General features: G+C 65.5%; 19 protein-coding genes and 1 pseudogene. 13 read left to right on the top strand and 7 right to left on the bottom strand.

The window, feature by feature from the left end:
- Nucleotides 1–2 precede the first annotated feature (2 nt).
- Nucleotides 3–530 carry a GNAT family N-acetyltransferase gene (locus B0G83_RS25975; RefSeq protein WP_105510257.1) on the top strand — a complete coding sequence of 176 codons (528 nt, stop codon included), beginning with the start codon at nucleotides 3–5 and terminating at the stop codon, nucleotides 528–530.
- A gap of 137 nt (nucleotides 531–667) precedes the next feature.
- Here B0G83_RS25975 and B0G83_RS25965 read toward each other — a convergent pair.
- The 5 genes and pseudogenes from B0G83_RS25965 to B0G83_RS25945 all read right to left on the bottom strand — a co-directional run.
- Nucleotides 668–877, bottom strand: a pseudogene (locus tag B0G83_RS25965) (amino acid ABC transporter permease); the annotation flags it as partial.
- Between the two features lie 150 nt (nucleotides 878–1,027).
- The gene (locus B0G83_RS25960; RefSeq protein ID WP_105510255.1) at nucleotides 1,028–1,672 is read right to left on the bottom strand and encodes a thiol:disulfide interchange protein DsbA/DsbL; all 645 of its coding nucleotides are present in this window, start codon (nucleotides 1,670–1,672) and stop codon (nucleotides 1,028–1,030) included.
- Between the two features lie 119 nt (nucleotides 1,673–1,791).
- Nucleotides 1,792–3,099, bottom strand: a complete 1,308-nt coding sequence (locus B0G83_RS25955; RefSeq protein WP_258168269.1) for an MFS transporter — start codon at nucleotides 3,097–3,099, stop codon at nucleotides 1,792–1,794.
- Nucleotides 3,100–3,209: 110 nt separating this feature from the next.
- Nucleotides 3,210–4,202 (bottom strand): dihydrodipicolinate synthase family protein, encoded by a 993-nt coding sequence (locus B0G83_RS25950; RefSeq protein ID WP_105510254.1) that lies wholly within the window; start codon nucleotides 4,200–4,202, stop codon nucleotides 3,210–3,212.
- 144 nt (nucleotides 4,203–4,346) lie between these two features.
- Entirely contained in the window at nucleotides 4,347–5,258 is a 912-nt protein-coding gene (locus tag B0G83_RS25945; protein ID WP_105510253.1) for a LysR family transcriptional regulator, read from the bottom strand.
- A 127-nt stretch (nucleotides 5,259–5,385) separates the two neighbouring features.
- Here B0G83_RS25945 and B0G83_RS25940 point away from each other — a divergent pair, with 127 nt between their 5' ends.
- Complete coding sequence (locus tag B0G83_RS25940) at nucleotides 5,386–6,510, top strand: mandelate racemase/muconate lactonizing enzyme family protein (protein WP_105510418.1); 1,125 nt, start codon at nucleotides 5,386–5,388, stop codon at nucleotides 6,508–6,510.
- 48 nt (nucleotides 6,511–6,558) lie between these two features.
- On the opposite strand, the gene B0G83_RS25935 is transcribed toward B0G83_RS25940, so the two are convergent.
- On the bottom strand, nucleotides 6,559–7,623 hold the full coding sequence (locus B0G83_RS25935) for an ATP-binding protein (RefSeq protein ID WP_105510252.1): 1,065 nt from the start codon (nucleotides 7,621–7,623) through the stop codon (nucleotides 6,559–6,561).
- The gene (locus tag B0G83_RS25930; RefSeq protein ID WP_105510251.1) at nucleotides 7,620–8,357 is read right to left on the bottom strand and encodes a response regulator; all 738 of its coding nucleotides are present in this window, start codon (nucleotides 8,355–8,357) and stop codon (nucleotides 7,620–7,622) included. The genes B0G83_RS25935 and B0G83_RS25930 overlap by 4 nt, the downstream gene beginning before the upstream one ends.
- 132 nt (nucleotides 8,358–8,489) lie before the next feature.
- Here B0G83_RS25930 and B0G83_RS25925 point away from each other — a divergent pair, with 132 nt between their 5' ends.
- The 11 genes from B0G83_RS25925 (at nucleotide 8,490) to B0G83_RS25875 (ending at nucleotide 22,163) form a co-directional block, all read left to right on the top strand.
- A complete protein-coding gene (locus B0G83_RS25925) occupies nucleotides 8,490–9,677 on the top strand; it encodes an efflux RND transporter periplasmic adaptor subunit (protein ID WP_105510250.1) in 1,188 nt (395 codons plus the stop codon).
- 18 nt (nucleotides 9,678–9,695) lie between these two features.
- Nucleotides 9,696–12,839, top strand: coding sequence for an efflux RND transporter permease subunit (locus B0G83_RS25920; RefSeq protein WP_105510249.1), 3,144 nt, complete (start codon nucleotides 9,696–9,698; stop codon nucleotides 12,837–12,839).
- A 46-nt stretch (nucleotides 12,840–12,885) separates the two neighbouring features.
- A complete protein-coding gene (locus B0G83_RS25915; protein WP_105510248.1) occupies nucleotides 12,886–14,361 on the top strand; it encodes an efflux transporter outer membrane subunit in 1,476 nt (491 codons plus the stop codon).
- Nucleotides 14,362–14,480: 119 nt separating this feature from the next.
- Nucleotides 14,481–16,124 carry an AMP-binding protein gene (locus B0G83_RS25910; RefSeq protein WP_105510247.1) on the top strand — a complete coding sequence of 548 codons (1,644 nt, stop codon included), beginning with the start codon at nucleotides 14,481–14,483 and terminating at the stop codon, nucleotides 16,122–16,124.
- 187 nt (nucleotides 16,125–16,311) lie between these two features.
- Nucleotides 16,312–17,187, top strand: coding sequence for an AraC family transcriptional regulator (locus tag B0G83_RS25905; protein WP_105510246.1), 876 nt, complete (start codon nucleotides 16,312–16,314; stop codon nucleotides 17,185–17,187).
- A gap of 87 nt (nucleotides 17,188–17,274) precedes the next feature.
- Complete coding sequence (locus B0G83_RS25900; RefSeq protein WP_105510245.1) at nucleotides 17,275–18,210, top strand: PhzF family phenazine biosynthesis protein; 936 nt, start codon at nucleotides 17,275–17,277, stop codon at nucleotides 18,208–18,210.
- Nucleotides 18,207–18,710 carry a RidA family protein gene (locus B0G83_RS25895; protein WP_105510244.1) on the top strand — a complete coding sequence of 168 codons (504 nt, stop codon included), beginning with the start codon at nucleotides 18,207–18,209 and terminating at the stop codon, nucleotides 18,708–18,710. Before B0G83_RS25900 ends, B0G83_RS25895 begins: the two co-directional genes overlap by 4 nt.
- Before the next feature lie 80 nt (nucleotides 18,711–18,790).
- Nucleotides 18,791–19,543, top strand: coding sequence for a transporter substrate-binding domain-containing protein (locus tag B0G83_RS25890; protein ID WP_258168267.1), 753 nt, complete (start codon nucleotides 18,791–18,793; stop codon nucleotides 19,541–19,543).
- The gene (gene glnP, locus B0G83_RS25885; RefSeq protein WP_105510243.1) at nucleotides 19,540–20,196 is read left to right on the top strand and encodes a glutamine ABC transporter permease GlnP; all 657 of its coding nucleotides are present in this window, start codon (nucleotides 19,540–19,542) and stop codon (nucleotides 20,194–20,196) included. The genes B0G83_RS25890 and glnP overlap by 4 nt, the downstream gene beginning before the upstream one ends.
- Nucleotides 20,193–20,921, top strand: a complete 729-nt coding sequence (gene glnQ / locus B0G83_RS25880) for a glutamine ABC transporter ATP-binding protein GlnQ (RefSeq protein ID WP_105510242.1) — start codon at nucleotides 20,193–20,195, stop codon at nucleotides 20,919–20,921. The genes glnP and glnQ overlap by 4 nt, the downstream gene beginning before the upstream one ends.
- A 57-nt stretch (nucleotides 20,922–20,978) precedes the next feature.
- On the top strand, nucleotides 20,979–22,163 hold the full coding sequence (locus B0G83_RS25875; protein WP_105510241.1) for a serine hydrolase: 1,185 nt from the start codon (nucleotides 20,979–20,981) through the stop codon (nucleotides 22,161–22,163).
- Nucleotides 22,164–22,251 lie beyond the last annotated feature (88 nt).

Raw genomic sequence — 22,251 nt, 5'->3', positions numbered from 1 at the left:
GTATGTCAGCGGTGCTTTCCTCCGTCGCCACGGACGATCGACTCGTGTACGTGTCGGTTCTCGATCCGCTGGCGCGTCCGCTGTTCGACGAACTGGCGCACGAATATGGCAGCCGTTACGCCGGCCTGATCGACGAGCAGGAGATCGCCCATGAAATGCAGCGCTATCCGGTCGAGGCGTTCGCCGCGCCGGAGGGCGCGTTCGTGCTGCTCCTGCGCAACGGCGAGGCGATCGCGGGCGGTGCGTTCATGCGCCACGCCGATCCCGGCACTGCCGAATTCAAACGCATCTGGGCGAGCGGCCGGCATCGCCGTCAGGGGCTTGCACGGCGTGTGCTGGCCGAGCTGGAAGCGCAGGCCGCGCGGCTGGGTTATACGCGCGTGTTTCTTGGCACGGGGCCGCGCCAGCCTGAGGCGATAGCGCTTTACCAAACCAACGGCTATACGCTGCTGTCGGCGCATGACTTCGGGGAGGACGAGCCGCCGGGTTATCTGTTCGAGAAGTCTCTCGCCGCGCCGCCTGGCGAATAGTCGCAACGCTGAAACCGCCATATCGAAAGCGTGAGGCGTGGCCTTCTCGACTTTCTTGCCGCCGCGTTCGCCGGTGCCGACGATGCGGCCTACCGTAAATTGCTCGCCGTCAACGGCGCGGATTCGCGCCGCGCGGCCGCGGTGTTCGGCAGCGCGAGACCGAGCGTGACCTTGATCCAGTCGGGAAAGGGCAGCGAAACATGGCCGATGTCGATTTCGAACGGGAACACGTAGGTTGAAAAATAGATCAGCACGAGCAGCGGGGCGTTGCGGAACACCTGCATATAGGCACGCGTGACGACCCGAACGGGCCACAGCGGCGACACCAGCAGCGCGCCGAGCACGATCTTGTGACGCTGATGAATCCGGTCGAGCGTCGCGTCGGCGTGTGCCGCCGTGGCGACGAACCCGTTATCTGATTCGTGCGTTTGGGCAGACGACGCCGACGTCACAACGTCGGCCGGATTCAGGTAACGGATTTTTGCGGCGGCGAGCCCTTACAGCTTTTTCGCCCGCACCGACGCCACCAGATAATCCAGCACCTGAATCGTGCCCGGCAAACTTTCCGTGCTGGCCGGGCCAGTCAAATACTTGCCCTGTACGGCCAACGTGGGCGTCGCGTTGACCTGATAGTCCTTGATCAACCGTGTGTCGCGCTGCAACGCGCTTTGTGTCGAGAACGAGTTATATGCCTGCAGGTATTTGGCTTTGTCGACGCCTTGGGTGGCGAGGAAGGCCGCTTGCGAATCCGGCGTCAGCAAATAGTCTTTCTTCACGTAGATTTCGTTGAAAACCACCGGCGTCAGTCGTGATGCCAGGCCCAGCGCGTCGAGCGCATGGAACATTCGCGAGTGGGGCACGAAATCGTCGCGGAAAGCGACCGGGACCCGCTGAAACACCACGTCCGGGCCCTGCTTCTTGACCCATGCTTCCAGATACGGATCGAACTCGGCGCAGTGCGGACAGCCGTACCACATGAACTCCGTGACGACGATCTTGCCGGGCGCATCCACCGGTTGCGGCGTGGAAAGAACCGTGTATTCCTTGCCGGCTACCGGCGCGGACGTCGAAGCATGGGCCGTGGAAAGGGCGGCGGCAAACAGGGTAACGGCGACGATCGAGGCGCGGAAGAGGGTTTTCATGGTTGCAAAAGGGAGGAAACGGGCCCCGAGCAAAACATAGAAAAATTAAACGATGCTTAAGGGTGTCGAAGGGTGTCGAGGTGGCGGCGGCCGCGCGGACAACACCGCCGCCGCAAGCCTCAACGATTCACCAGCCGTGCCGGAATAAACACCAGAATCAGCACCGCCGACAGCGTCAGCGTGCAAGCCGTCAGCACCAGCCCCGACGCCAGCGTATGCGTGTAGCTCTTCAGCCAGCCGATCACGGTCGGGCTAATGAAACCCGCCAGATTGCCGGTGCAATTGATCAACGCGATGCCGGCCGCCGCGCCGGTGCCGCCGAGAAACGCGGTGGGCAGCGCCCAGAACATCGGCAGTGCGGTGACCACGCCGGAGACGGCAAGCGTGAGCCCGAGCATCGACAGCACGGCACTGTCGCCGTTGGCTGCGCACAGGCTGAAACCGGAGGCGGCCACCAGCGCTGGCGCGACGATATGCCAGCGGCGTTCGCGCGTGCGGTCGGCATGGCGGCCTACCGCGAGCATCGAAAGCAGCGCCGCCGAATACGGAATCATGGTCAGCAAACCGATCATCAGCGGATCGTCGATGCCCGTGCCGCGAATGATGGTCGGTTGCCAGAAGCCGATCGCATACGAGCCCATCACGATGCCGAACAGCACCAGACACAGCAGCCAGACCCGCGCCGAACCGAACACCGCGCGTACCGAAGCGTGCGTGCGGACCACGGCGTCGGCATCGATTTCGCCTTGAATCACGCGCTTTTCCGCTTCGGTGAGCCAGTCGGCGTCGGCCACGCGATCGTCGAGGCAGCGATAGATCACCCCGCCCAGCACGATGGAGGGTAATGCCTCGACGATGAACAGCCACTGCCATCCTTCGAGTCCCCACGCGCCGTTGAACGCATGCATCAGATAGCCGGACAACGGACCGCCGAGCAAACCGGAAACGGGAATGCCGGCCATCAGCAGTGCGGTCATCTTGCCGCGCCGGTGCGACGGAAACCAGTACGTGAGATACAGGATCATGCCGGGAAAGAAACCGGCTTCGGCGACACCGAGCAGAAAGCGCACGATGTAAAACATCAGCGGCGTATGGACCCACGCGGTGACCATGGAAAGCAGCGCCCAGGTCACCATGATGCGGGCGATCCAGCGCCGCGCGCCGAAGCGATGCAGCAGCAGATTGCTCGGCACCTCGAACAGGAAGTAGCCGATAAAGAAGCAACCGGCGCCGAGGCCATACGCCGCTTCGCTGAAATGCAGACTGCCGAGCATCTGCAGTTTCGCGAAACCGACGTTGACGCGGTCCAGATAAGCGACCACATAACCGACGAACAGCAGCGGCATGAAGCGCCACGCGACACGGCGGAACAGAGGGTCCGCGGAGGTCGCGTCGAACGCGGCAGGGTAGGACGTGTGACTGAGCAAAGCTTGTCTCCTGGCCCGCCGTACTGGTTATTGTGAGTGCGGTGGCGGGCGAACGATGTGAGAGTGTACGTGGGCCGAGAGCCGTGCTGCCGGGCGCTGGGCCGCGTGGGTCAGGCGGTGTGAGTCTCCTCGCGGTGCTGTTGCTGAAAACCCGCTGCGAGCTTCACCGCGCCTTCCATTGCGAAGCCATCGCGCGTGAGCGCCTGCCGCAGTTCGCGTTGCTGCGCGTCGTCGAGTTCGACGAGCGGCGCGCGCATCGCGGCCCATTGCGCGTCGCCCGATTGCCAGGCGATCGCGGCCTTCATCGCGGCGATGATGGGGTAGCGCTGAAAAATCGCGCGCGTGTCGTTCAGGCGCTGCTGCTGGTCCGCGGCATCGGCGTCGCGCCAGTGTCGTGCGAGACGCACGATCGCCGCCGCGTTCACGTTGCCGGTCGCCGTGATGCAGCCGGCGCCGCCCTGTTGCAGCGTGGGCAGCAGGGTCGTTTCGGTACCGGCGAATACGTCGAACTGTTCACCCTGGAACGACTCGATCAACGCGGCGGTGTGTTGCCAGTCGCCGCCGCTGTCCTTGATGCCCGCCACCACGCCCGGATAACGCACGAGCAATCGCTCGATCAATGCAAAGCTGAGGCCGACCTGCGAAACCGGCGGGATGTGGTACAGATAAAGACGCAGGCGGTCATCGGCAACCGCTTCGATCACTTCGGCAAAACCGCGAAACAGTCCTTCGTCGCTCACGCCTTTGTAGAAAAACGGCGGCAGCATCAGTACACCGGCGCAACCGCCGGCCACCGCGTGACGGGTCATGTCGATCGCGTCGGGCAGCGCGCAGGCTCCCGTGCCGGGCATCAGCCTCTCAGGCGGCAGACCGGCTTCCAGTAAGGCGTCGAGCAAGGCGCGCTTTTCGTCGACGGTGAGCGAGTTCGCTTCCGAGTTGGTGCCGAATACGGCCAGTGCGACGTCCTGCTCCAGCAGCCAGCGGCAGTGATTGACGAAGCGGACCGGCGAGGGCGTGCCGTCCGCGTTGAACGGCGTGAGAACCGGCGACAGGACGCCGCGTAAGCCACGTGTGCCGGGTAAGCAGGACGAGGGCGTGCTCATGGTTTGTCTCCTTCGGTGTTCAGAGTGGCGGCGTCCTCGAATGCCTTCTGCAGCGGTGTATTCGTGCATGGCATTCAGGCGCCGACGCAGTATTGCGTGACCATGAACAGCGAAGAAGCGTGAGCCGCTTGCTTCAAACGTTAATTATTTTTGTGTCCCGGGTCGAACCGGTTGCGTCGCTTGCGCGACGTCGAGTTCCCGCGCGATCCCCAGAAACGCCTGCACCAGCCGCATGCGCGCCGACGAGCGCCCCCACAGCAGGCCCACCACGCGCTTCGGAAACGCGTACGGCAGCGGCCATCGGGCGAGCGCGAGACCGGAGAAGCGCGTCATCAGCCAGTCCGGCACCAGCGACACACCCAGCCCCCGATCCACCATTACCGCGATCGCATCGAGCCCGTCGAGTTCGCAGCGCTGATGCGGCTGAATGCCGTGCTGGCGCAGGTAGCCGTCGGCGAGCTGGCCGCCGACCACGTTGCGGTCGTACCGCACGAACGGTTCGCGCCGCAGCACCTCGTGCGGATCGCCGACCTGCATCGACGCGGGCGTCAGCAGCACCAGCGGCTCTTCGCGGAAGGTTTGCCAGTCGCAGCTTTTCGGCAGATCGAAGAGCGGCCGCACCAGCATGGCCGCGTCCAGATCGCCGCTCACCACCTTGCGGTACAGATCGACCGAATTGCCGGGTTCCAGATAGATATCGATCTGCGGATGCCGTGCGAGCAAGGCGGCCAGCACGTCCGGAATCAGGCTCGTCATCATGGTCGGCGTGCCGCCCAGCCGCAACTGACCCGCCAGCACGGACGCGTCGTTCAGATCGGCGGAGAGGTCGCGAATGTCGTGCAGCACCGCCCGGGCGCGCGCCAGAATCCGTTCGCCGGCCTCGGTCGTGCCGACCGTGCGGCCGGAGCGGCGCACCAGTTTCGCGCCGAGTTCCTGTTCCAGCATCTTCACCCGCTGCGCCACCGCGGCCGGCGTCAGATCGAGCCGGCGCGCGGCTTCGGCGATCGAGCCGAGTTCGACCACATAGACAAAGCTCTGCAGATAGCGCGAGTCCATCGAATAGAATTTTTATCTTTTGAAGAAGCCAAAGCATACTGTTTTCGATGTCATGCGGCTATCACACTTCGAACTCACCGAACGCGCATCGGACGCGTTCGGTCCGCCAACATGGAGGAGTGTGGAAATGCCAAAGATTGAATCGGTGTCGGTTTGCGCGGCGGGTGTGCCGCTGGATCGGGTGACTTCGTTTGCCACCCGCACGGTGACGACACGTCACTACGGCCTGGTCAAAGTGCGCTCAACCGACGGCGTCGAAGGGATCGGTTTCTGTTATGTGGGCAGCGCGGGCGGTGAGCTGCTACGCGTGGCCGTCGAGCAATTGCTCGCGCCGGTACTGATCGGCCAGGACTCGTATGCGGTGGAGGGCCTGTGGCAGGCGATGTATCAGGAAGCCTTGCTGCACGGCCGCGCCGGCACGGTGATGCGCGCGCTCAGCATTCTCGACACGGCGCTGTGGGACCTGAACGCACGCAGTCACAACGTGCCGCTGCACAAGTATCTCGGCGCGGTGGAACTCGATACGGTGCCGGCGTATGCGAGCGGCGGCTATTACCTCGACGGGAAATCGGCGGGCATGCTCGGCGAGGAAATGGCGAGCTATGTCGAGATGGGTTTCAAGGCGGTGAAGATGAAGGGCGGCCGTCTTTCGCCGCGCGACGAAGAAGCGCGCGTGCGTGCCGCGCGCGAAGCGATCGGCCCCGACGTCGAACTGATGATCGACATCAACAACGGCTGGACCGACACGACCCAGGCGCTGCAACATTTGCGGCGCATCGAGCAATATGATCCGTACTTCGTCGAAGAGCCGTTTTCGCCGGACGATATCGACAATCACGCGCGACTCGCCAAACTCACGCGCGTGCCGGTCGCGACCGGCGAGATCGGCTATGGCCGCTGGTATCACAAGGAACTGCTCGACAAGGGCGGCGCCGCGATCCTGCAAACGGATGCGGTGGTATGCGGCGGCATCAGCGAATGGCGGCGCATTGCCGCGACCGCCGCGAGCTATGGCGTGGTGATGTGCCCGCACTGGTTTCACGACGTGCATGCGCCGTTGGTTGCGGCCACACCGAATGCGCGCTATGTCGAGTACTTCTGGGACGATCAGGTGCTGAACTTCCGGCGGCTGATCGACCGGCAACTCGGCCACCGGAACGGCCGCATCGTGCTGCATCAGACGCCGGGGCTCGGCTTCAATTTCGACGAACGGGAAGTCGCGAAAGTCGGGAAGTGGACGGTGATCGGTTGAGCAAAGGCGGCCGCCGCAGTCGATCCGCAAGCCGCCTTGCGGCGCCGTTCAGCCGAGCCGCCCGTCGTCTGGCCAGCGCAACTCGAAACACGTGCCGCCGCCGGCGGCGGGACGACAGGCCGCCTCGCCGCCGTGCGCGTGCGCGATGGCCGCCACCACGGCCAACCCCAGACCGCTGCCGCCACCCGAGCGCGAGTTGTCCGCGCGCCGGAAGGCTTCGAACATGTGAGGCGCGAGCTCGGCAGGGATGCCGGGCCCCTCGTCCTCGACGCGCAAGCGACACATGCCCTGTTCCAGGCGCGTCTGAATCCGGATCGAGCCGGGCAATGCGTGCCGGCGCGCGTTTTCGAGCAGCGCCAGCAGCGCCTGACGGATTCGCACCGGATCGCAACGCATATGCCGTTCGTGCAGATCCAGCACCGGCTGCTGACCGGCGGCCTGCAGCGCGTCTCTGAACACCTCGACGACGGCCCGCACGTCGTCGGCAAGATCGGCCTCCTGCAACTGGAGGTCGAGATGGCCGCTCTCCGCGAGGCTGATTACGCGCAGATCTTCAATTAGCCGCGTCAGGCCTTCGACCTGCGTGAGCAAACTACGGAACTGCGATTCGTCGGGCGTGAACACGCCTTCGGCCAGACCTTGCAAACGTCCGCGCAGAATCGTGACCGGGGTGCGCAATTCGTGGGCGATCGCGGCGTTCCAGAAGGCCTGTTCTTCCGTGACACGTTGCAATTGATCGGCGAGCGCGTTGAAGTCGTCGGCGAGCAGGGCGGCTTCGCGCAGCGAGCGGTCGCCCGCATTGGCGCGCACGCTGAGATCGCCCTGGGCCACGCGGCGGATGCTGTCCGCCACGGAATTCAGCGGCACCAGGATACGGCGCGCCAGATTGACGGCCACCACGAGCGACAGCGCGAGGCCCGCGACCGTGGTCGAGACCAACCAGATCCACTCGGGACCCGTGGGGATCCAGCCCGGCTGGTTGTAGTCGTCCGGCCAGTACCTGAACATCAGGTAGTAGAACGCATACGCCGTCACCACGACCAGCAGCGTCACGCCGAAGGCCATCGCCGCCATGGTGAGCGCGATCTGGCGGCTCAACCCTTCGAGCTTCATTCGACGTTCCAGAGTTTGTAGCCGACGCCACGCACGCCGACCGGAATACCCTTCACACCGAGGTCCTCCAGCTTCTTGCGCAGCTTGCTGATGTGGCTGTCCACCGTGCGCTCCAGCGTATCGCCTTCAGGCAGACAGGTGGCCATCAGCTCCGCGCGGCTGAACACGCGTTTGGGACTGCGCGCCAGTTGCGCCAGCAGCTTGAATTCGGTCAAGGTCAGCGCCAGCAGATGACGCCGGTTGCCCACCTGCAGCGTGACCTCGTGCTGGTCCAGGTCGATCTCGAACGGCGCCGCGCGCAGTACCCGCTGATCCGTGTCGCGCGCGGCCGGCATCGAACGGCGCAAGACCGCCTGAATACGCGCGACGACTTCCGCGGGATTGAATGGCTTGATCACGTAGTCGTCCGCGCCGATGCGCAGACCCATCAGCTTGTCGATGTCCTGGTCGAGCGCGGTCAGCATGATGACGGGCGTATTGCCGCGATGACGGAGTTCGGCCAGCACTTTCCAGCCGTCGACTTCGGGCATCTGGACGTCCAGCAGCACGAGATCGGGTTTCAAGGACAGATGCAGTTCGAGCGCCTTGCGGCCGTTGTCCGCATGCACGCCGCGAAAACCGCCGCGCGTCAGATAGGCGCTGAGGATTTCGGCGATTTCGGGTTCGTCTTCGGCGATGAGGACCAACGGATGAGTGTGCTGACTGGTGTCGGAAGGCTGGGTCGAATCGGGCATGGGATTACTTCACGTTCACGGTGCGTCTCCATCGAACCTCCATGTTACCGCAGCGTAAACCCCATGGGCCGAATTCAAACTGGCGGGCGTTGGTGCTGGCGGTGAGCCGTCGGCGTCTCATGGAAAACTCAAATGAAAATGAAAAAACCCGGCCGCCACGGCAGCGCGTGCGCGCTGTTGGCCACTTTATCGATCGCACTATTGGCGGGTTGCGGACAGGCCGAACCGGAAAGCGCGCAGCCGGCGCCCGACGTGGCCGCCACCACCGTGAAGGCCGCCGCGCTGACACTCGCCGACGACTTGCCCGGCCGCGTCGCGGCGGTGCGGGTCGCGGAAATTCGTCCGCAGGTGAGCGGTATCGTGCAGCGCCGCCTGTTCGAGCAGGGCACCGAGGTGCGCGCGGGGCAGCCGTTGTTCCAGATCAATCCCGCGCCGTTCAAGGCCGATCAGGACACGGCCGCCGCAGCCTTGCAACGCGCCGAGGCGGCGCTCGCGCGCGCCAGAGTGCAAACGGCGCGCCTGCAGCCGCTGGTCGAAGCGGATGCGATCAGCCGCCAGGTCTACGATGACGCCGTGTCGCAGCGCGACCAGGCCTCGGCCGATGTGGCGCAGGCGCGGGCCACGCTCGCGCGGCGGCAGCTCGATCTGAAATTCGCCACGGTGGAGGCGCCGATCTCGGGGCGCATCGACCAGGCGCTGGTCACCGAAGGCGCGCTGGTTGCGAGCGGCGACAGCACGCCGATGGCGCGCATCCAGCAGATCGATCAGGTGTACGTCGATGTACGCCAACCGGCGGCGTCGCTCGAAGCGCTGCGCGACGCCGTGCTCACGCACCAGTCCGGTTCCGGCGGCGGGCTGCCGGCCGCGGTGCTGCGCGACAACGGCGAGCCCTATGGGGTGACGGGACGCATCCTGTTTTCAGGCGTGAACGTCGACCCCGGCACTGGCGACGTGCTGCTGCGCGTGCTGGTGGACAACCCGAAGCGGCAGCTGCTGCCGGGCATGTTCGTGCGGGCGCGCATACCGCGCGCGCACTATGCCGACGCGCTGACGGTGCCGCAGCAAGCCGTGGTGCGCGCCGAAGGCAAGCCGCGCATCTGGACGCTCGATGCGAGCGGCCACGCTCACCTCGCGCCGGTCGAACTCGGCGAACTGGTGGAGCGGCGCTACCGCATCCAGAGTGGCCTCAAGGCGGGACAGAAGATCGTGGTCGAAGGCATGGAGCGGCTGGCCGAAGGCGTGGCCGTCAGTGCGCACGATTGGTCGGCAAGCGAATCCGTTGCAGCTGTGGCGGCCCCGGCTTCCGCTTCGGCACACTGAGTCACGGAGCGCAAAATCATGTCCCAATTCTTCATTCGACGCCCGGTCTTCGCATGGGTCGTGGCGCTTTTCATCATCCTGTTCGGCGTGATCGCGATTCCGCAGTTGCCGATCGAACGCTATCCGTCCGTCGCGCCGCCCACCGTCACGATCACCGCGACGTATCCCGGCGCCACGCCGCAAGCCATGAGCGACGGCGTGCTCAGTCTGATCGAGCGTGAACTGTCCGGCGCGAAGAACCTGCTTTACTTCGAGTCGTCGGCCGACACGTCCGGTTCCGCGCAGATCGTCGCCACCTTCAAACCCGGTACCAATCCGGCGATGGCGCAGGTCGACGTGCAGAACAAGCTGAAGGCCGTCGAGCCACGCCTGCCCGCGGTGGTGCGTCAGAACGGTCTGGTGGTCGAGTCGGCGGCCTCCGGCTTCCTGATGATTCTCGGCCTGCGCTCCGACAGCGGCCGCTTCGATGAACTGGCGCTGAGCGACTATCTGGCGCGCAACGTGATCGAGGAACTGCGCCGCATCGACGGCGTGGGCCGCGTGCAACTGTTCGGCTCCGAGGAGGCCATGCGTATCTGGGTCGATCCGGCCAGGCTGATCAACTACGGCCTGTCGATGAGCGACCTGACCACGGCGATCGGCCAGCAGAACGTCCAGATCGCGCCCGGCAGCGTCGGCGCATCGCCGGCATTGGCGGGCCAGCAGGTGATGGTGCCGCTGACCGCGCAAGGCCAGTTGACGAGCCCGGAACAGTTCGCGGCGATCGTGCTGCGCGCCAACGCCAACGGCTCCAAAGTCGTGCTGGGCGATGTCGCGCGAGTCGAGATCGGCGCGCAGTCGTACAGCTTCGTGAATCGCGAGAACGGCAAACCCGCCACCTTCGCCGCGGTCCAGCTCGCGCCGGGCGCCAATGCGGTCAAGACCGCGGACGCCGTCAAAACCCGGCTCGACGAATTGAGCAAGACCATGCCGCAGGGCATGAGCTATTCGATTCCGTTCGACACGGCGCCGTTCGTCAAGATTTCGATCGAGAAGGTGATCCACACGCTGGTCGAGGCGATGGTGCTGGTGTTCCTCGTGATGTACCTGTTCCTGCAGAACGTGCGTTACACGTTGATCCCCGCGATCGTCGCGCCGGTGGCCTTGCTCGGCACGTTCACGATCATGGCCGCGCTCGGTTTCTCAATCAACGTGCTGACCATGTTCGGCATGGTGCTCGCGATCGGGATCATCGTGGACGATGCCATCGTGGTGGTGGAAAACGTCGAACGTCTGATGGCCGAAGAGGGGCTGTCGCCGAAAGACGCCACCGTCGAGGCAATGAAGGAAATCACCGGCGCCATCATCGGCATCACGCTGGTGCTGACCGCGGTGTTCATTCCGATGGCGCTCGCGAGCGGCTCGGTCGGCGTGATCTATCAGCAGTTCACGTTGTCGATGGCGGTGTCCATTCTGTTCTCGGCGTTTCTGGCGCTGACGTTGACCCCGGCGCTGTGCGCGACGATGCTCAAGCCGGTCGATCCCGCGCACCATGAAAAGCGCGGCTTCTTCGGCTGGTTCAACCGCCATTTCGAGCGTGCGACGCAGTGGTACGAGACGCGCGTGGGCCGGCTGATCGGTCGCGCTGGGCGCGTAATGCTGGTGTTCGTGGCGATTGCCGGGGTGCTGGTGTTCGCGTTCCGGAGTGTGCCGTCGTCGTTTCTGCCCGAGGAAGATCAGGGCTATTTCATGACCACCATCCAGCTCCCCGCGGACGCCACGACTGAGCGCACGCTCAAGGTCGTCAAGGCGCTCGAGCAGCACGTGGCGTCGCGGCCGTCGATCCGCTCCAACATGTCGATTCTCGGCTACGGTTTTTCAGGTTCGGGACCGAACGCCGCGTTGAGTTTCAGCGTGCTGAAAGACTGGGACGAGCGGCACGGCGCGACCAGCCGCGACGAAGTGGCACGCGCGCAGCAGGTCATGAGCGGCGTGACCGAAGGCGCGGTGATGAATCTGTTGCCGCCCGCCATCGACGAACTCGGCACCAGTTCGGGTTTCACGATGCGTTTGCAGGACCGCGCCAATCAGGGCGAAGCCAGGCTCAAGGCGGCCGAGATGAAGCTGCTCGAACTCGCGGCGCAAAGCAAGGTGGTGAGCGGTGTCTATCCCGATGGGCTGCCGGCCGGCACCAGCATCCGTCTGGACATCGACCGGCAGAAGGCCGAAGCGCTGGGCGTGTCGTTCACCAGCATCAGCGACACGCTGTCGGCCGCGATGGGATCGACCTACGTCAACGACTTCCCGAACGCCGGACGCATGCAGCAGGTGATTATCCAGGCGGACGCGCCCGCGCGCATGCAGATCGACAACGTGCTCAAGCTCTACGTGCGCAATGTGACCGGCGGCATGGTGCCGCTGTCCGAAGTGATCCGCCCCGTGTGGAGCGAAGCGCCGCTGCAACTGGTGCGCTTTCAGGGCTTCCCGTCGGTGCGGATTGCCGGCAGTGCCGCGCCCGGTGCGTCGAGCGGCGCGGCGATGGCCGAGATGGAGCGGCTGGCCGCGCAACTGCCGCCCGGTTTCGCGATCGCATGGACCGGGCAGTCGGTGCAGGAACGGCAGTCGGCCGCGCAGGCGCCGATGCTGATGGCGCTCTCGATGGTGGTCGTGTTCCTCGTGCTGGCCGCCCTCTACGAGAGCTGGGCGATTCCGCTGTCGGTGATGCTGGTGGTGCCGTTGGGACTGCTCGGTGCGGTCGGCGCGGTGTTGCTCAGGGACTTGCCCAACGACGTGTTTTTCAAGGTCGGCATGATTACCGTGATCGGTTTGTCCGCCAAGAATGCGATTCTGATCGTCGAGTTCGCCAAGCAGTTGCGCGAGCAGGGCAACGGGCTCGTGGAGTCCGCCGTGCAAGCCGCCCGGCTGCGGCTGCGCCCGATTCTGATGACGTCGCTGGCGTTCGGCCTCGGCGTGGTGCCGCTGATGATCGCGACGGGCGCCAGCGCCGAGACCCAGCACGCGATCGGCACGGGCGTGTTCGGCGGCATGGTGACCGCGACGGTGCTGGCGATTTTCTTCGTCCCGGTCTTCTTCGTGTTCGTGATGGGCCTGCAGGAGCGCTTCACGCGGTGGAGCGCCGCGCGCCGGAAAAGTGTGCCGTTGAACCATGAACAGAAAAGCTGAAGTCATGACATCGCCCATTCTCCCAATCGTTAAAAAAGGGGCTGCCATGCGCTTGCTCATTCTTCCCGTCGTGCTGGCGTTGTCGGCCTGTTCGCTGGCGCCGGCGCTTGTCAAGCCGGCCTTGCCCGTGCCGACGGCTTATACGGATCAGGCGGCGCTTGAAACGGTGAAAAACGCTGCGAATGGCGCAGCGAACACCACGGCGATCAACGCGAGTGCCGACACCGGCACGCCGGCCGCCGATCTCGGTTGGCGCGCCATGTTCGGTGACCCGCGACTGCAGCGTCTGATCGAACTGGCGTTGACCAACAATCGCGATCTGCGGCTCGCCGCGCTGAACGTCGAGGCGGCTCAGGCGCAGTTCGGCATTCAGCGATCCGCGCGTTTGCCGTCGATCGAGGCCGGCGGCAGCTTCACGCGACAACGAACGGCCGCCAATGCCGATGCCAGTCCCGGGATCCCCGCGTCCGTGCAGAACCAGGTCGGTCTCAATGTCGGACTGAGTGCGTTCGAGATCGACCTGTTCGGCCGCGTGAAATCGTTGTCTGATGCCGCCTTCGCCCGCTATCTGGCGACCGACGAAGGGCGCCGGGCGGCGCGGATTTCTCTGGTCGGCGCGGTGGCCGATGCGTACTTTGCGCAGCGTCTAGCGCAGGAGCAACGGCAATTGGCGCAGCGTACGCTCGAAGACTGGCGTCAGTCGCTCGAACTGGCGCGCCGCCTGAGAGAGGCGCATCAAAGCAGCGGCGTGGACGTGGCGCAGGCCGAAGGTCAGGTCGCCAGTGCCGAGGCGGACCTGGAGGCACGTACGCGCGCCGTGGCGCAGGCCCGCAACGCCTTGCAACTGCTGGTCGGCACGGCGCTGCCCACGGACTTGCCCGAACCGCTACCGCTCGCGCAACAGCCCGTCGTGACGCAATTGCCGACGGGCCTGCCGTCCGATCTGCTGTTGCGGCGGCCGGACATTCTGCAAGCCGAGCAGAACCTGGTGGCCGCCAATGCCGATATCGGCGCGGCGCGCGCCGCGTTCTTTCCGCGCTTATCGTTGACCACCACGCTGGGGTTCATCAGTCCGGCCATGAGCGGCCTGTTCGACGACGGACAGCGCGCGTGGTCCTTCTCGCCGCAGGTCACGCTGCCGCTGTTTCAGGGCGGCAGGCTGCGCGCCGAACTTCGGCTCGCGGAAGTGCGCAAGTCCAGCGCGGTGACCGAATACGAACGCGCGATCCAGACCGCGTTCCGGGAAGTGGCCGATGGTCTGGCCGGACGTGAAACCTTCGGCCGGCAGATCGAAGCCCAGACCCGGGTGGTGGCCAGTGCCGAGCGCCGTACCGAGCTCTCGGGCCTGCTCTATCGCGCCGGAGTGGAAGGACGTCTGGAACTGCTGGATTCGCAGCGGCAGTTGTACGCGGCGCGGCAATCGCTGCTGGATTTGCGCCGTGGCGAATTCGGCAATGCCGTCGCGCTCTATAAAGCGCTGGGCGGCGGTCTGATCGGCGAGACCGGTGTCGGCGTTCAGTGATGACGAAGCGTGCGTGACGTCATGCGGCGGTTTTGGCCACGTAGCGCATTTGCAAGTTGCCGCCGCGCGCGCCATAGTCGCACCATCCGATGCTCTGCCTTTGGGCGAAAAAAACCGACATGAACAAGAGACACTGGCTCCAGTCGTACGGCTCGATCCCCGCCGAGATCGACGCCGACCGTTATCCGTCCGTGAACGCGCTGCTGGACGGTGCGATGCGTGAGTTTGCCGAGAAGCCCGCGTTCCACGCATTCGGCCAGACACTGAGCTTCGCGGATGTGGACCGCGCCTCGCATGCGTTCGCCGCTTATCTCCAGCAGGTGGCCGGCGTCAGGAAGGGCGATCGGGTGGCCGTGATGCTGCCCAATCTACTGGCGTTTCCGCTTGCGTTCGTTGCCATCGCCAGGATCGGCGGCGTGCAGGTCAACGTCAACCCCCTCTACACCGCGCGCGAACTCGAGCATCAACTCAACGACGCGGGCGCCGAAGTCGTCGTGGTGTACAACGGCTCGACACCCACGCTGGCCCAGGTGATCGGCAAGACGCGTATCAGGACGGTGATCACGGTCAGCCCGGGTGACTGCGGCAAGAGCGGCGGCGCCGCGATTCCAGCGCCGCCCGTCGATGCAGCGTTGAACGATGCCATCACGTTCCCCGCCGCCGTCGCTCAAGGCGAGACGTTGCAACTGGAGCCGGTGGAAGTAGGCGGCCACGACCTGCTGTTCCTGCAATACACCGGCGGCACGACCGGTCCTTCGAAGGGCGCCGCGTTGTCGCACCGCAATCTGGTCGCCAACATCGAGCAGTTCAAAGCCTTCATGCCCGATGTCCAGCGCCCCGGCGAGGAAGTAGTCGTCACCGCGATTCCGCTGTATCACATCTTTGCGCTGATGGTGAATTTCCTCACCTTCTTCTCGGTCGGCGCGGCTAACTGGCTGGTGGCCAATCCACGCGATTGCGATGCTTTCATCGACGTGCTGAAGGCGGCGCGGCCGACCGTCTTCGCCGGCGTCAACACGCTCTACGCGAGCCTCGTCGCTCACCCGCGACTAACGGAGGTGGACTGGTCGCGCCTGCGGCTCGGCGCCGGCGGAGGCACCGCGGTGATCGACGTCGTCTCGGCACGCTGGGAACGCGCCACCGGCAGCTTCATTCGCGAGGGTTACGGCTTGTCCGAGACGTCGCCCATTCTCACGTTCAATCCGCAGTCCATCTCCGCGTTCACGGGCACCGTCGGCTTCCCCGTGCCGTCCACCGACGTGATGCTGCTCGACGAGCAGGACAGGGCGGTCGGCATCGGCGAAGCCGGCGAGATCTGCGTCAAGGGGCCGCAAGTCATGCGGGGCTACTGGAATCAGCCGGAGGCGAATGCCAGGGCGTTTACCGACGCGGGTTATTTCCGCACCGGCGACATCGGCGTTTTCGACGCGGAGGGTTTCCTCAGGATCGTCGACCGCAAGAAGGACATGGTGATCGTGTCGGGCTTCAACGTGTATCCGAACGAAGTGGAAGCGGTCGCGACCGCGTTCCCGGGCATCGCCGAATGCGCTTGCGTCGGCGTGCCGGACGAACGCACCGGCGAGGCGCTCAAACTCTTCGTCGTCAAGGCGCCCGAGGCCGATGTCACGGAGCAGGCGCTGATCGCCCACTGCCGTGCCGGCATGGCCGCTTATAAGGTGCCGAAGATCGTCCGCTTTGTCGACGCGCTGCCGAAATCGCCGGTAGGCAAGATTCTGCGGCGGGAGCTTCGTCACGCGGAATGAGCGGCGGCCGGTGACGGCAGGCGGCTGGCGGCAGGGCGAGGCCCGATACCCGGCGGGTTTTTGAGTTGCTATCCTGCGTTGGAAGCCGTTCATCCCGTGCCGGCGCCTTGTCCAACGCCTGGCGAATCAGGCGTCGTGCCGGTCGGCGAGCGGTGTCACCGATTCCGTATCGCCCAGGAGTACCGCCATGCTGCGCTCGTTCGATCAACTCTGTCAGCCGGTCAACAAGGACCTGCTGGTCGCCGCCGACGACGGCCACGCCACGCTCACCGGTGGCGGCACCTATGCGATGCCGTGGCACTGGCACGACTGTCTGATGTTTATCTTGCCGAGCCACGGCGCCGTCGAGCTTCGGCATGAAGACCGTCGCGCGGGCACCTGGTTGTCGCAGGATCGCTTCGCGGTGGTGCCGCCGGGCCGCGCCCATCAAACCCGGGCGGGGTGCGGCACGCACACGCACGTCGCGGTCTACGTGACCGGCGACGCGCTGCATAAGCTCGACGTCGGGGTCGGCTCGCTGGGCGAATTCCGCCGACGCACGCGCAACCCGATCCTGGTGCGCCGGACCGCCGCGATCCGAACCTTGCAGGAACTCTCGTTGCGCAACGACCGCGACGCCTATGGCAGCGCGGCGACCCGCCAGGCGCTGTCGTCGGCGTTGTTGATGCAGTGCATCGGCGAGGTGATCGCGGGCAAAACGGAACCCGGAACCTCGCCGCGCGAGCACGGCATGGCACTCGTGGCCGACCTCGAAGCCTTCCTGACCCGTCATGCCGACCAGGACATTCCGCTCGACACGCTGGAAGAGCGATTCGGCGTCTCGCGTCGCCACATGACGCGCCTGTTCCGCGAAAACACCGGGCGCTCGATCGGCGAGTTCCAGCAACAGATCCGCTACGAGAACGCTCGCCGCTTGCTCGCCGAAACGGACCTGCCCGTCGGCGAGGTGGCGTTCCGCGTCGGTTTCGAAAGCGGCGCGGCGCTTTCGCGTGCGATGCGGCGGATCGGCGGGCATTCGCCCTCGGAGGTGCGCGCGAGCATGGCCCGTTCGGTCAAATCTTAGGGCCCGCTCGACCGCGCGGCGCGGCGGCGATCCCCGTAATCTGGGCGGATGGAAACACATCCCCCGGTCAGCGGGGCGCACGCCGCCATGTCTTTACGTCACACAGTCGAACTCGTTAGCGTATTCGCCGCCGGTGCCGGCGGCGGCAACCCCGCGCCTATCGTGGTCGACGCCGCGGGCATGTCCGACAGCGACATGCAGCAGGTCGCGCAACGCTACGGCCACGAAAGCGGTTTCGTGTTGCCGGCCCCGGCGGGCTCCGGTTGCGACTACGAGTTTCGCTTCTGGGTGCCGAACCACGAAATGCCGATGTGCGGGCACGCCACGGTCGGCGCGGTCTGGCTGCTGCACCGAAACGGGCGCCTGCAGCGCGACCGGCTGACGGTCCAGACCCGCAGCGGCCGGGTCGGCATCCGCATCACCGGCGCGACGCCGGAAGGCGCCGCAGTCGAAATCTCCCAACCCGTGGGCCGGATCGAAGCCTTGCCGCGGGCGCAAGTCAGCCGCGCCGAAATTCTCGACGCGCTCGGCATCAGCGACGCGCACCTTGCGCCGCTGCCGATCCAGAACGCCTGCACCAGCCGGGTCAAGACGCTGATCCCGCTGGTCAGTGCCGCCTGTCTCGACGCGCTCGAACCGCGCTTCGAGAAAATCGAGGCCCTGTGCGAGCGGATCGGCTCCACCGGCCTCTATCCCTACGCGACCTTCGACGCCGGCCGGCAAATCTTCGACGCCCGGCAGTTCCCGCGCGCCTCCGGTTATCCGGAAGACGCGGCCACCGGTATCGCCGCGTCGGCGTTGTCGTTCGGCCTGCTCGCCAACGGCATGGTGGAAGCCTCCACGCGAACCATCACGATCCGTCAGGGACGCGCGATGCAACGGCCGTCGCAGATCTCGGTGCGCTTCAGCTTCGACGCTGGCGCGGCGTCCGGCAGTCCTGACGGCTGCTGGCTTGGCGGTCCGGTTCGTCTAGAGGCGCACAGCGGGAAACCCAGCGGCGACCACAGCGGAGCGCTGTCATGACGATCGACATTCCAGCCCGGCTCGCGCAACTGGGCATGACCTTGCCGCCCGCGCCAGAGCCGCGCGGCGCTTATCAGGGCGTCGTGATTCACGGCGGGATCGCCTATGTGAGCGGCCAGGTGAGCCGTACCGCCGACGGCGTGATCGCCGGGCCGGTCGATCGCGACACGCCGCCCGCTGTCGTCCGGCACGCGGCGCAAACCTGCGTGCTGCGCGCGCTGAGCGCGCTCGTGGCCGCGCTGCCGGCGTCGAGCGCGGTCGAACGCGTTCTGGTCCTGCGCGGCTTCGTCAACGCCGTGCCCCGTTTCGCGAACCACGGCGCGGTGATGGATGAAGCCTCGACCGTGCTGCACGACGTCTTCGGCGATCACGGCCGGCATGCGAGATCGGCGCTAGGGGTCTCCAGTCTGCCGGGCTGCGGGCTGCTCGAAATCGAACTTACCGTGGCGCTGACGCACGCGCAGCAGTGGCATGACGCAGAAACGCAGCGGCGGCCATAGCGACGCCGATGCATGACACACCATCCGGTCGCGCTGCAAACAGCACGCCGGGCACGCTCACCTACCGTGGAGAAACAACCATGAATCGCCGTCAACTGCTGCAACTCGGTCTGGCTGCCGGGCCTGCCATTCTGCTGTCCCGCTCGGTTCTAGCCGCCGACGCCGAACTGGTAGTCGGTTCCAACGTGGGCGCTCCGCCGTTCGCATTCAAGCAGGGCGACAGCTATTCCGGCTTCGACGTCGAAGTCTGGGGCGAGGTCGCCAAAGGCCTGAATCGCAAATGGCGTTTGCAGCCGATGGAGTTCGGCGCGCTGATCCCCGCGCTGCAAACCCACAATCTCGATGTGATCGTCTCGCAGCTCTTTATCAAGCCGGAGCGTCAGCAGGTGATCGACTTCTCGACGCCGTACTACAAGAGCGGCCTGATCGCGCTGACCCGCGTCGACAACACCAGCATCCACACGCCCGCCGATCTGGCCGGCAAACACATCGGCACCGAAACGGGTACGGTCGCGGTGGCCTACATCAAGGACCACGTCAAGGACGCCACGCTCGAACAGCTGCCCAGCATCAACAATGCACTGCTGGCGCTGGAAGCGGGCCGCACCGACGCGGTCGTCTACGACAAGCCGCAACTGCTGTATTACGCCAACACCGCGGGCAAGGGCAAGGTCCGGGTGGTACAGCCGCCGCTCGAAGGACTCGACGTCGGCATGGGCTTTCAGAAAGGCAGCCCGCTGGTCGCCGCGGCCAACCTTCAGCTCGCCGCCATGCGCGCCGACGGCCGGCTCCAGGCGCTCAACCGTAAATGGTTCGGCGAGGCGGCGTCATGAGTTTCGACTGGGCGGCCGTTGTCGCCGCGCTGCCTGACCTGCTGCAGGGTCTGCGGCTCACGCTTCTGATCGCGCTCGCCGGGCTCGGCGGCGGCGTCGTGCTCGGTGTCCTCGCGGGCGTGGCGCTGACCTACGGCGGGCGGCTGACCGTCATTCCGGCGCAGATCTACGTGGCCTTGATTCGCGGCACACCGATCGTGGTGCAGGTGATGTTCGTCTATTTCGCGCTGCCGATCATGATGGATATCCGCATCAGCGCGACCAGCGCCGCCATCATCACGCTGATCGTCAACTCGGGGGCCTATAACGCGGAAATCATCCGCGGCGCGCTCGACGGTGTGCCGCTCGGCCTGCGCGAGGCGGGACTCGCGATGGGTCTGCCGTTTTACAAGGTGCTGGCGCACGTCATCAGCCCGATCGCGTTCCGGCGCGCGCTGCCGGCAATGGGCAACCAGTTCGTCAATCTGGTCAAGGACACCTCGATCTTTCTCGTGATCGGCGTGGGTGAGTTGACCCGGCGCGGCCAGGAGATCATGGCCGAGAACTTTCGGGCGGTGGAAATCTGGACTGCCGTCGCAATCATCTATCTGCTCGTCATCAGCCTGCTTGCGCTGAGTCTGCGAGTGCTCGAACGGAGAGTGCGTTTGCCATGAGCATGATCGAATTCAGACAGGTCTCGAAACGCTTCGGCCAGCACGTCGTGCTGCAGCCGCTCGATCTCGCCGTCGAACGCGGCGAGGTCGCCGTGATCGTCGGCCCGTCCGGCTCCGGTAAATCGACGCTGCTCCGTTGCATCAACGGACTCGAAACCATCAGCGCGGGCGATCTGCGCGTGGACGACATCAGCGTGCTCGGCTCCGCACGCGACATCAGACGCATCCGGCTCGAAGCCGGCATGGTGTTCCAGCAGTTCAATCTGTTTCCGAACCTGACGGCAATGCAGAACGTGATGTTCGGACCGATTCGCGCGCGCGGTCAATCGAAGGCGGAAGCGCGCGAGATCGCCGGTGCGCTGTTGCAGAAAGTCGGCCTGGGCGAGCGGATGCAACACTATCCGTCGCAGCTGTCCGGCGGGCAGCAGCAACGCGTCGCGATCGCACGAGCGCTGGCCGTCCAGCCGAAGCTGATGCTGTTCGACGAGCCGACCTCCGCGCTGGACCCCGAATTGCGTCAGGAAGTCCTCAAGGTCATGCAGACGCTCGCCGGCGAGGGCACGACGATGGTCGTCGTCACGCATGAAATGGGCTTCGCCCAGCGGGTGGGTTCGCGCCTTCTGTTCATGGAAGCGGGCCGCCTGGTGCACGACGGCAAGCCCGCCGAGATGCTGTCGACGCCGCCGGGGGAGCGCTTTCGCGAGTTCCTGCAGCACGTTCATTGACGCACTCGCGTTTTCACGGGTTGTCACGAAAGACTGGATCAGGAGACGACAGTCAAGATGATTTCTTCAAGCTTCGAAAGCGACTACGGCTTTCGCCGCGACAGCGTGCGGCATGGCAACTGGCGCGAAGCGCCCTATAACGTCTGGGCCTTTCGCCACGTTCACGAACTGATCCCGACGGCGCGTATCGCGGCCACACCCGGTCTCGCGGAAGAACCCCGGCTCGACGCCGACGCGCTCAGCGCACACGAATTGATGCACGACGGCGAACGCCGCACGGTCGCCTCGATTCTGCGGCAAACCTCGACCGACGCCCTAACGGTGATGCGAGGCGGGAAGTTCGTCGCCGAGTTTCACGCCCCGCATTTCACGCTGCAAAGCCGCCATATTCTGTTTTCCGCCAGCAAGTCGGTGGCGGGGCTGCTCGCGGGGATGCTGGTCGGCGACGGGCTTCTCGACCCCGACGCGCTCGTCGCGCACTACGTGCCGGAACTCGCGCACTCGGCGTTCGGCGACGCGCGTGTCAGGCAGGTGCTGGATATGCGCACGAGCCTCGACTTCGACGAAGACTACCTCAACGCGAACGGCATCTATGCCCGCTATCGTCGTGCCGGTCTGCTGGACCCACGGCGCGACGGCGAGCCGGCCGAGACGGTGATCGATCTGCTCGCGTTGCTGCGCAAAGGTCCCGGCGAGCACGGCGGTCCGTTTCATTACTGCTCGCCGAACTCGGACGTGCTCGGCCTCGTGATCGAACGTGCGTCGGGCCAGCGCTATGCGGACTTCGCGTCGACGCGTCTGTGGCAACCGTTGGGGTTGCGGAACGATGGCTACGTGACGGTGGACATCGCGGGCACCGCACGCTCGGGCGGCGGCCTGTGCATGACCGCGCGCGATCTGGCCAGAATCGGCGAACTGGTGCGGCTCGGCGGCGTGGTCGACGGACGCCGGCTGATCGCGGCCGACTGGATGAACGACACCCTGACCGGCGGCAGCGCCGAAGCGTGGCGTCAGGGCAGCTTTTCGGACTGGCTGCCGAACGGCAAGTATCGCAACAAGTGGTATCAAGTTGGCAACGCCAGCGGTGCGTGCTTCGCGATCGGCATTCACGGTCAGTGGCTGTACGTCGATCCGTTGCGCGAGACGGTGATCGCCAAGTTCTCGTCGCAGCCGGACCCGACGAATAACGAAGTCAAACACCTGAATCTCGCCTTGTTCGAATCGATCGCGGCGGCGGGCTGAATCCGTTCGCGCCTGTGGCGCGCCGGGTCGCGTCGGACAAGGCGGGTTGCCCGTCGTCGCGAGGGGACCTGGGTATTCATGCGGATTG

Source organism: Paraburkholderia sp. BL21I4N1, assembly GCF_002973525.1.
Lineage (GTDB): Bacteria > Pseudomonadota > Gammaproteobacteria > Burkholderiales > Burkholderiaceae > Paraburkholderia.
Note: the sequence above shows the minus strand (reverse complement) of the source record. Positions and strands in the feature narration are given on the sequence as shown.

Excerpts from the sequence above, each read along its gene's own strand:
- B0G83_RS25940 (WP_105510418.1), top strand. The coding sequence starts at position 5,386 with ATGCCAAAGATTGAATCGGTGTCGGTTTGCGCGGCGGGTGTGCCGCTG.
- B0G83_RS25895 (WP_105510244.1), top strand. The coding sequence starts at position 18,207 with ATGACGATCGACATTCCAGCCCGGCTCGCGCAACTGGGCATGACCTTG.
- B0G83_RS25900 (WP_105510245.1), top strand. The coding sequence starts at position 17,275 with ATGTCTTTACGTCACACAGTCGAACTCGTTAGCGTATTCGCCGCCGGT.
- B0G83_RS25875 (WP_105510241.1), top strand. The coding sequence starts at position 20,979 with ATGATTTCTTCAAGCTTCGAAAGCGACTACGGCTTTCGCCGCGACAGC.
- B0G83_RS25945 (WP_105510253.1), bottom strand. The coding sequence starts at position 5,258 with ATGGACTCGCGCTATCTGCAGAGCTTTGTCTATGTGGTCGAACTCGGC.
- B0G83_RS25935 (WP_105510252.1), bottom strand. The coding sequence starts at position 7,623 with ATGAAGCTCGAAGGGTTGAGCCGCCAGATCGCGCTCACCATGGCGGCG.
- B0G83_RS25915 (WP_105510248.1), top strand. The coding sequence starts at position 12,886 with ATGCGCTTGCTCATTCTTCCCGTCGTGCTGGCGTTGTCGGCCTGTTCG.
- B0G83_RS25925 (WP_105510250.1), top strand. The coding sequence starts at position 8,490 with ATGAAAATGAAAAAACCCGGCCGCCACGGCAGCGCGTGCGCGCTGTTG.
- B0G83_RS25890 (WP_258168267.1), top strand. The coding sequence starts at position 18,791 with ATGAATCGCCGTCAACTGCTGCAACTCGGTCTGGCTGCCGGGCCTGCC.
- B0G83_RS25960 (WP_105510255.1), bottom strand. The coding sequence starts at position 1,672 with ATGAAAACCCTCTTCCGCGCCTCGATCGTCGCCGTTACCCTGTTTGCC.
- B0G83_RS25950 (WP_105510254.1), bottom strand. The coding sequence starts at position 4,202 with ATGAGCACGCCCTCGTCCTGCTTACCCGGCACACGTGGCTTACGCGGC.
- B0G83_RS25910 (WP_105510247.1), top strand. The coding sequence starts at position 14,481 with ATGAACAAGAGACACTGGCTCCAGTCGTACGGCTCGATCCCCGCCGAG.
- B0G83_RS25975 (WP_105510257.1), top strand. The coding sequence starts at position 3 with ATGTCAGCGGTGCTTTCCTCCGTCGCCACGGACGATCGACTCGTGTAC.
- glnQ (WP_105510242.1), top strand. The coding sequence starts at position 20,193 with ATGAGCATGATCGAATTCAGACAGGTCTCGAAACGCTTCGGCCAGCAC.
- B0G83_RS25930 (WP_105510251.1), bottom strand. The coding sequence starts at position 8,357 with ATGCCCGATTCGACCCAGCCTTCCGACACCAGTCAGCACACTCATCCG.
- B0G83_RS25905 (WP_105510246.1), top strand. The coding sequence starts at position 16,312 with ATGCTGCGCTCGTTCGATCAACTCTGTCAGCCGGTCAACAAGGACCTG.
- glnP (WP_105510243.1), top strand. The coding sequence starts at position 19,540 with ATGAGTTTCGACTGGGCGGCCGTTGTCGCCGCGCTGCCTGACCTGCTG.
- B0G83_RS25920 (WP_105510249.1), top strand. The coding sequence starts at position 9,696 with ATGTCCCAATTCTTCATTCGACGCCCGGTCTTCGCATGGGTCGTGGCG.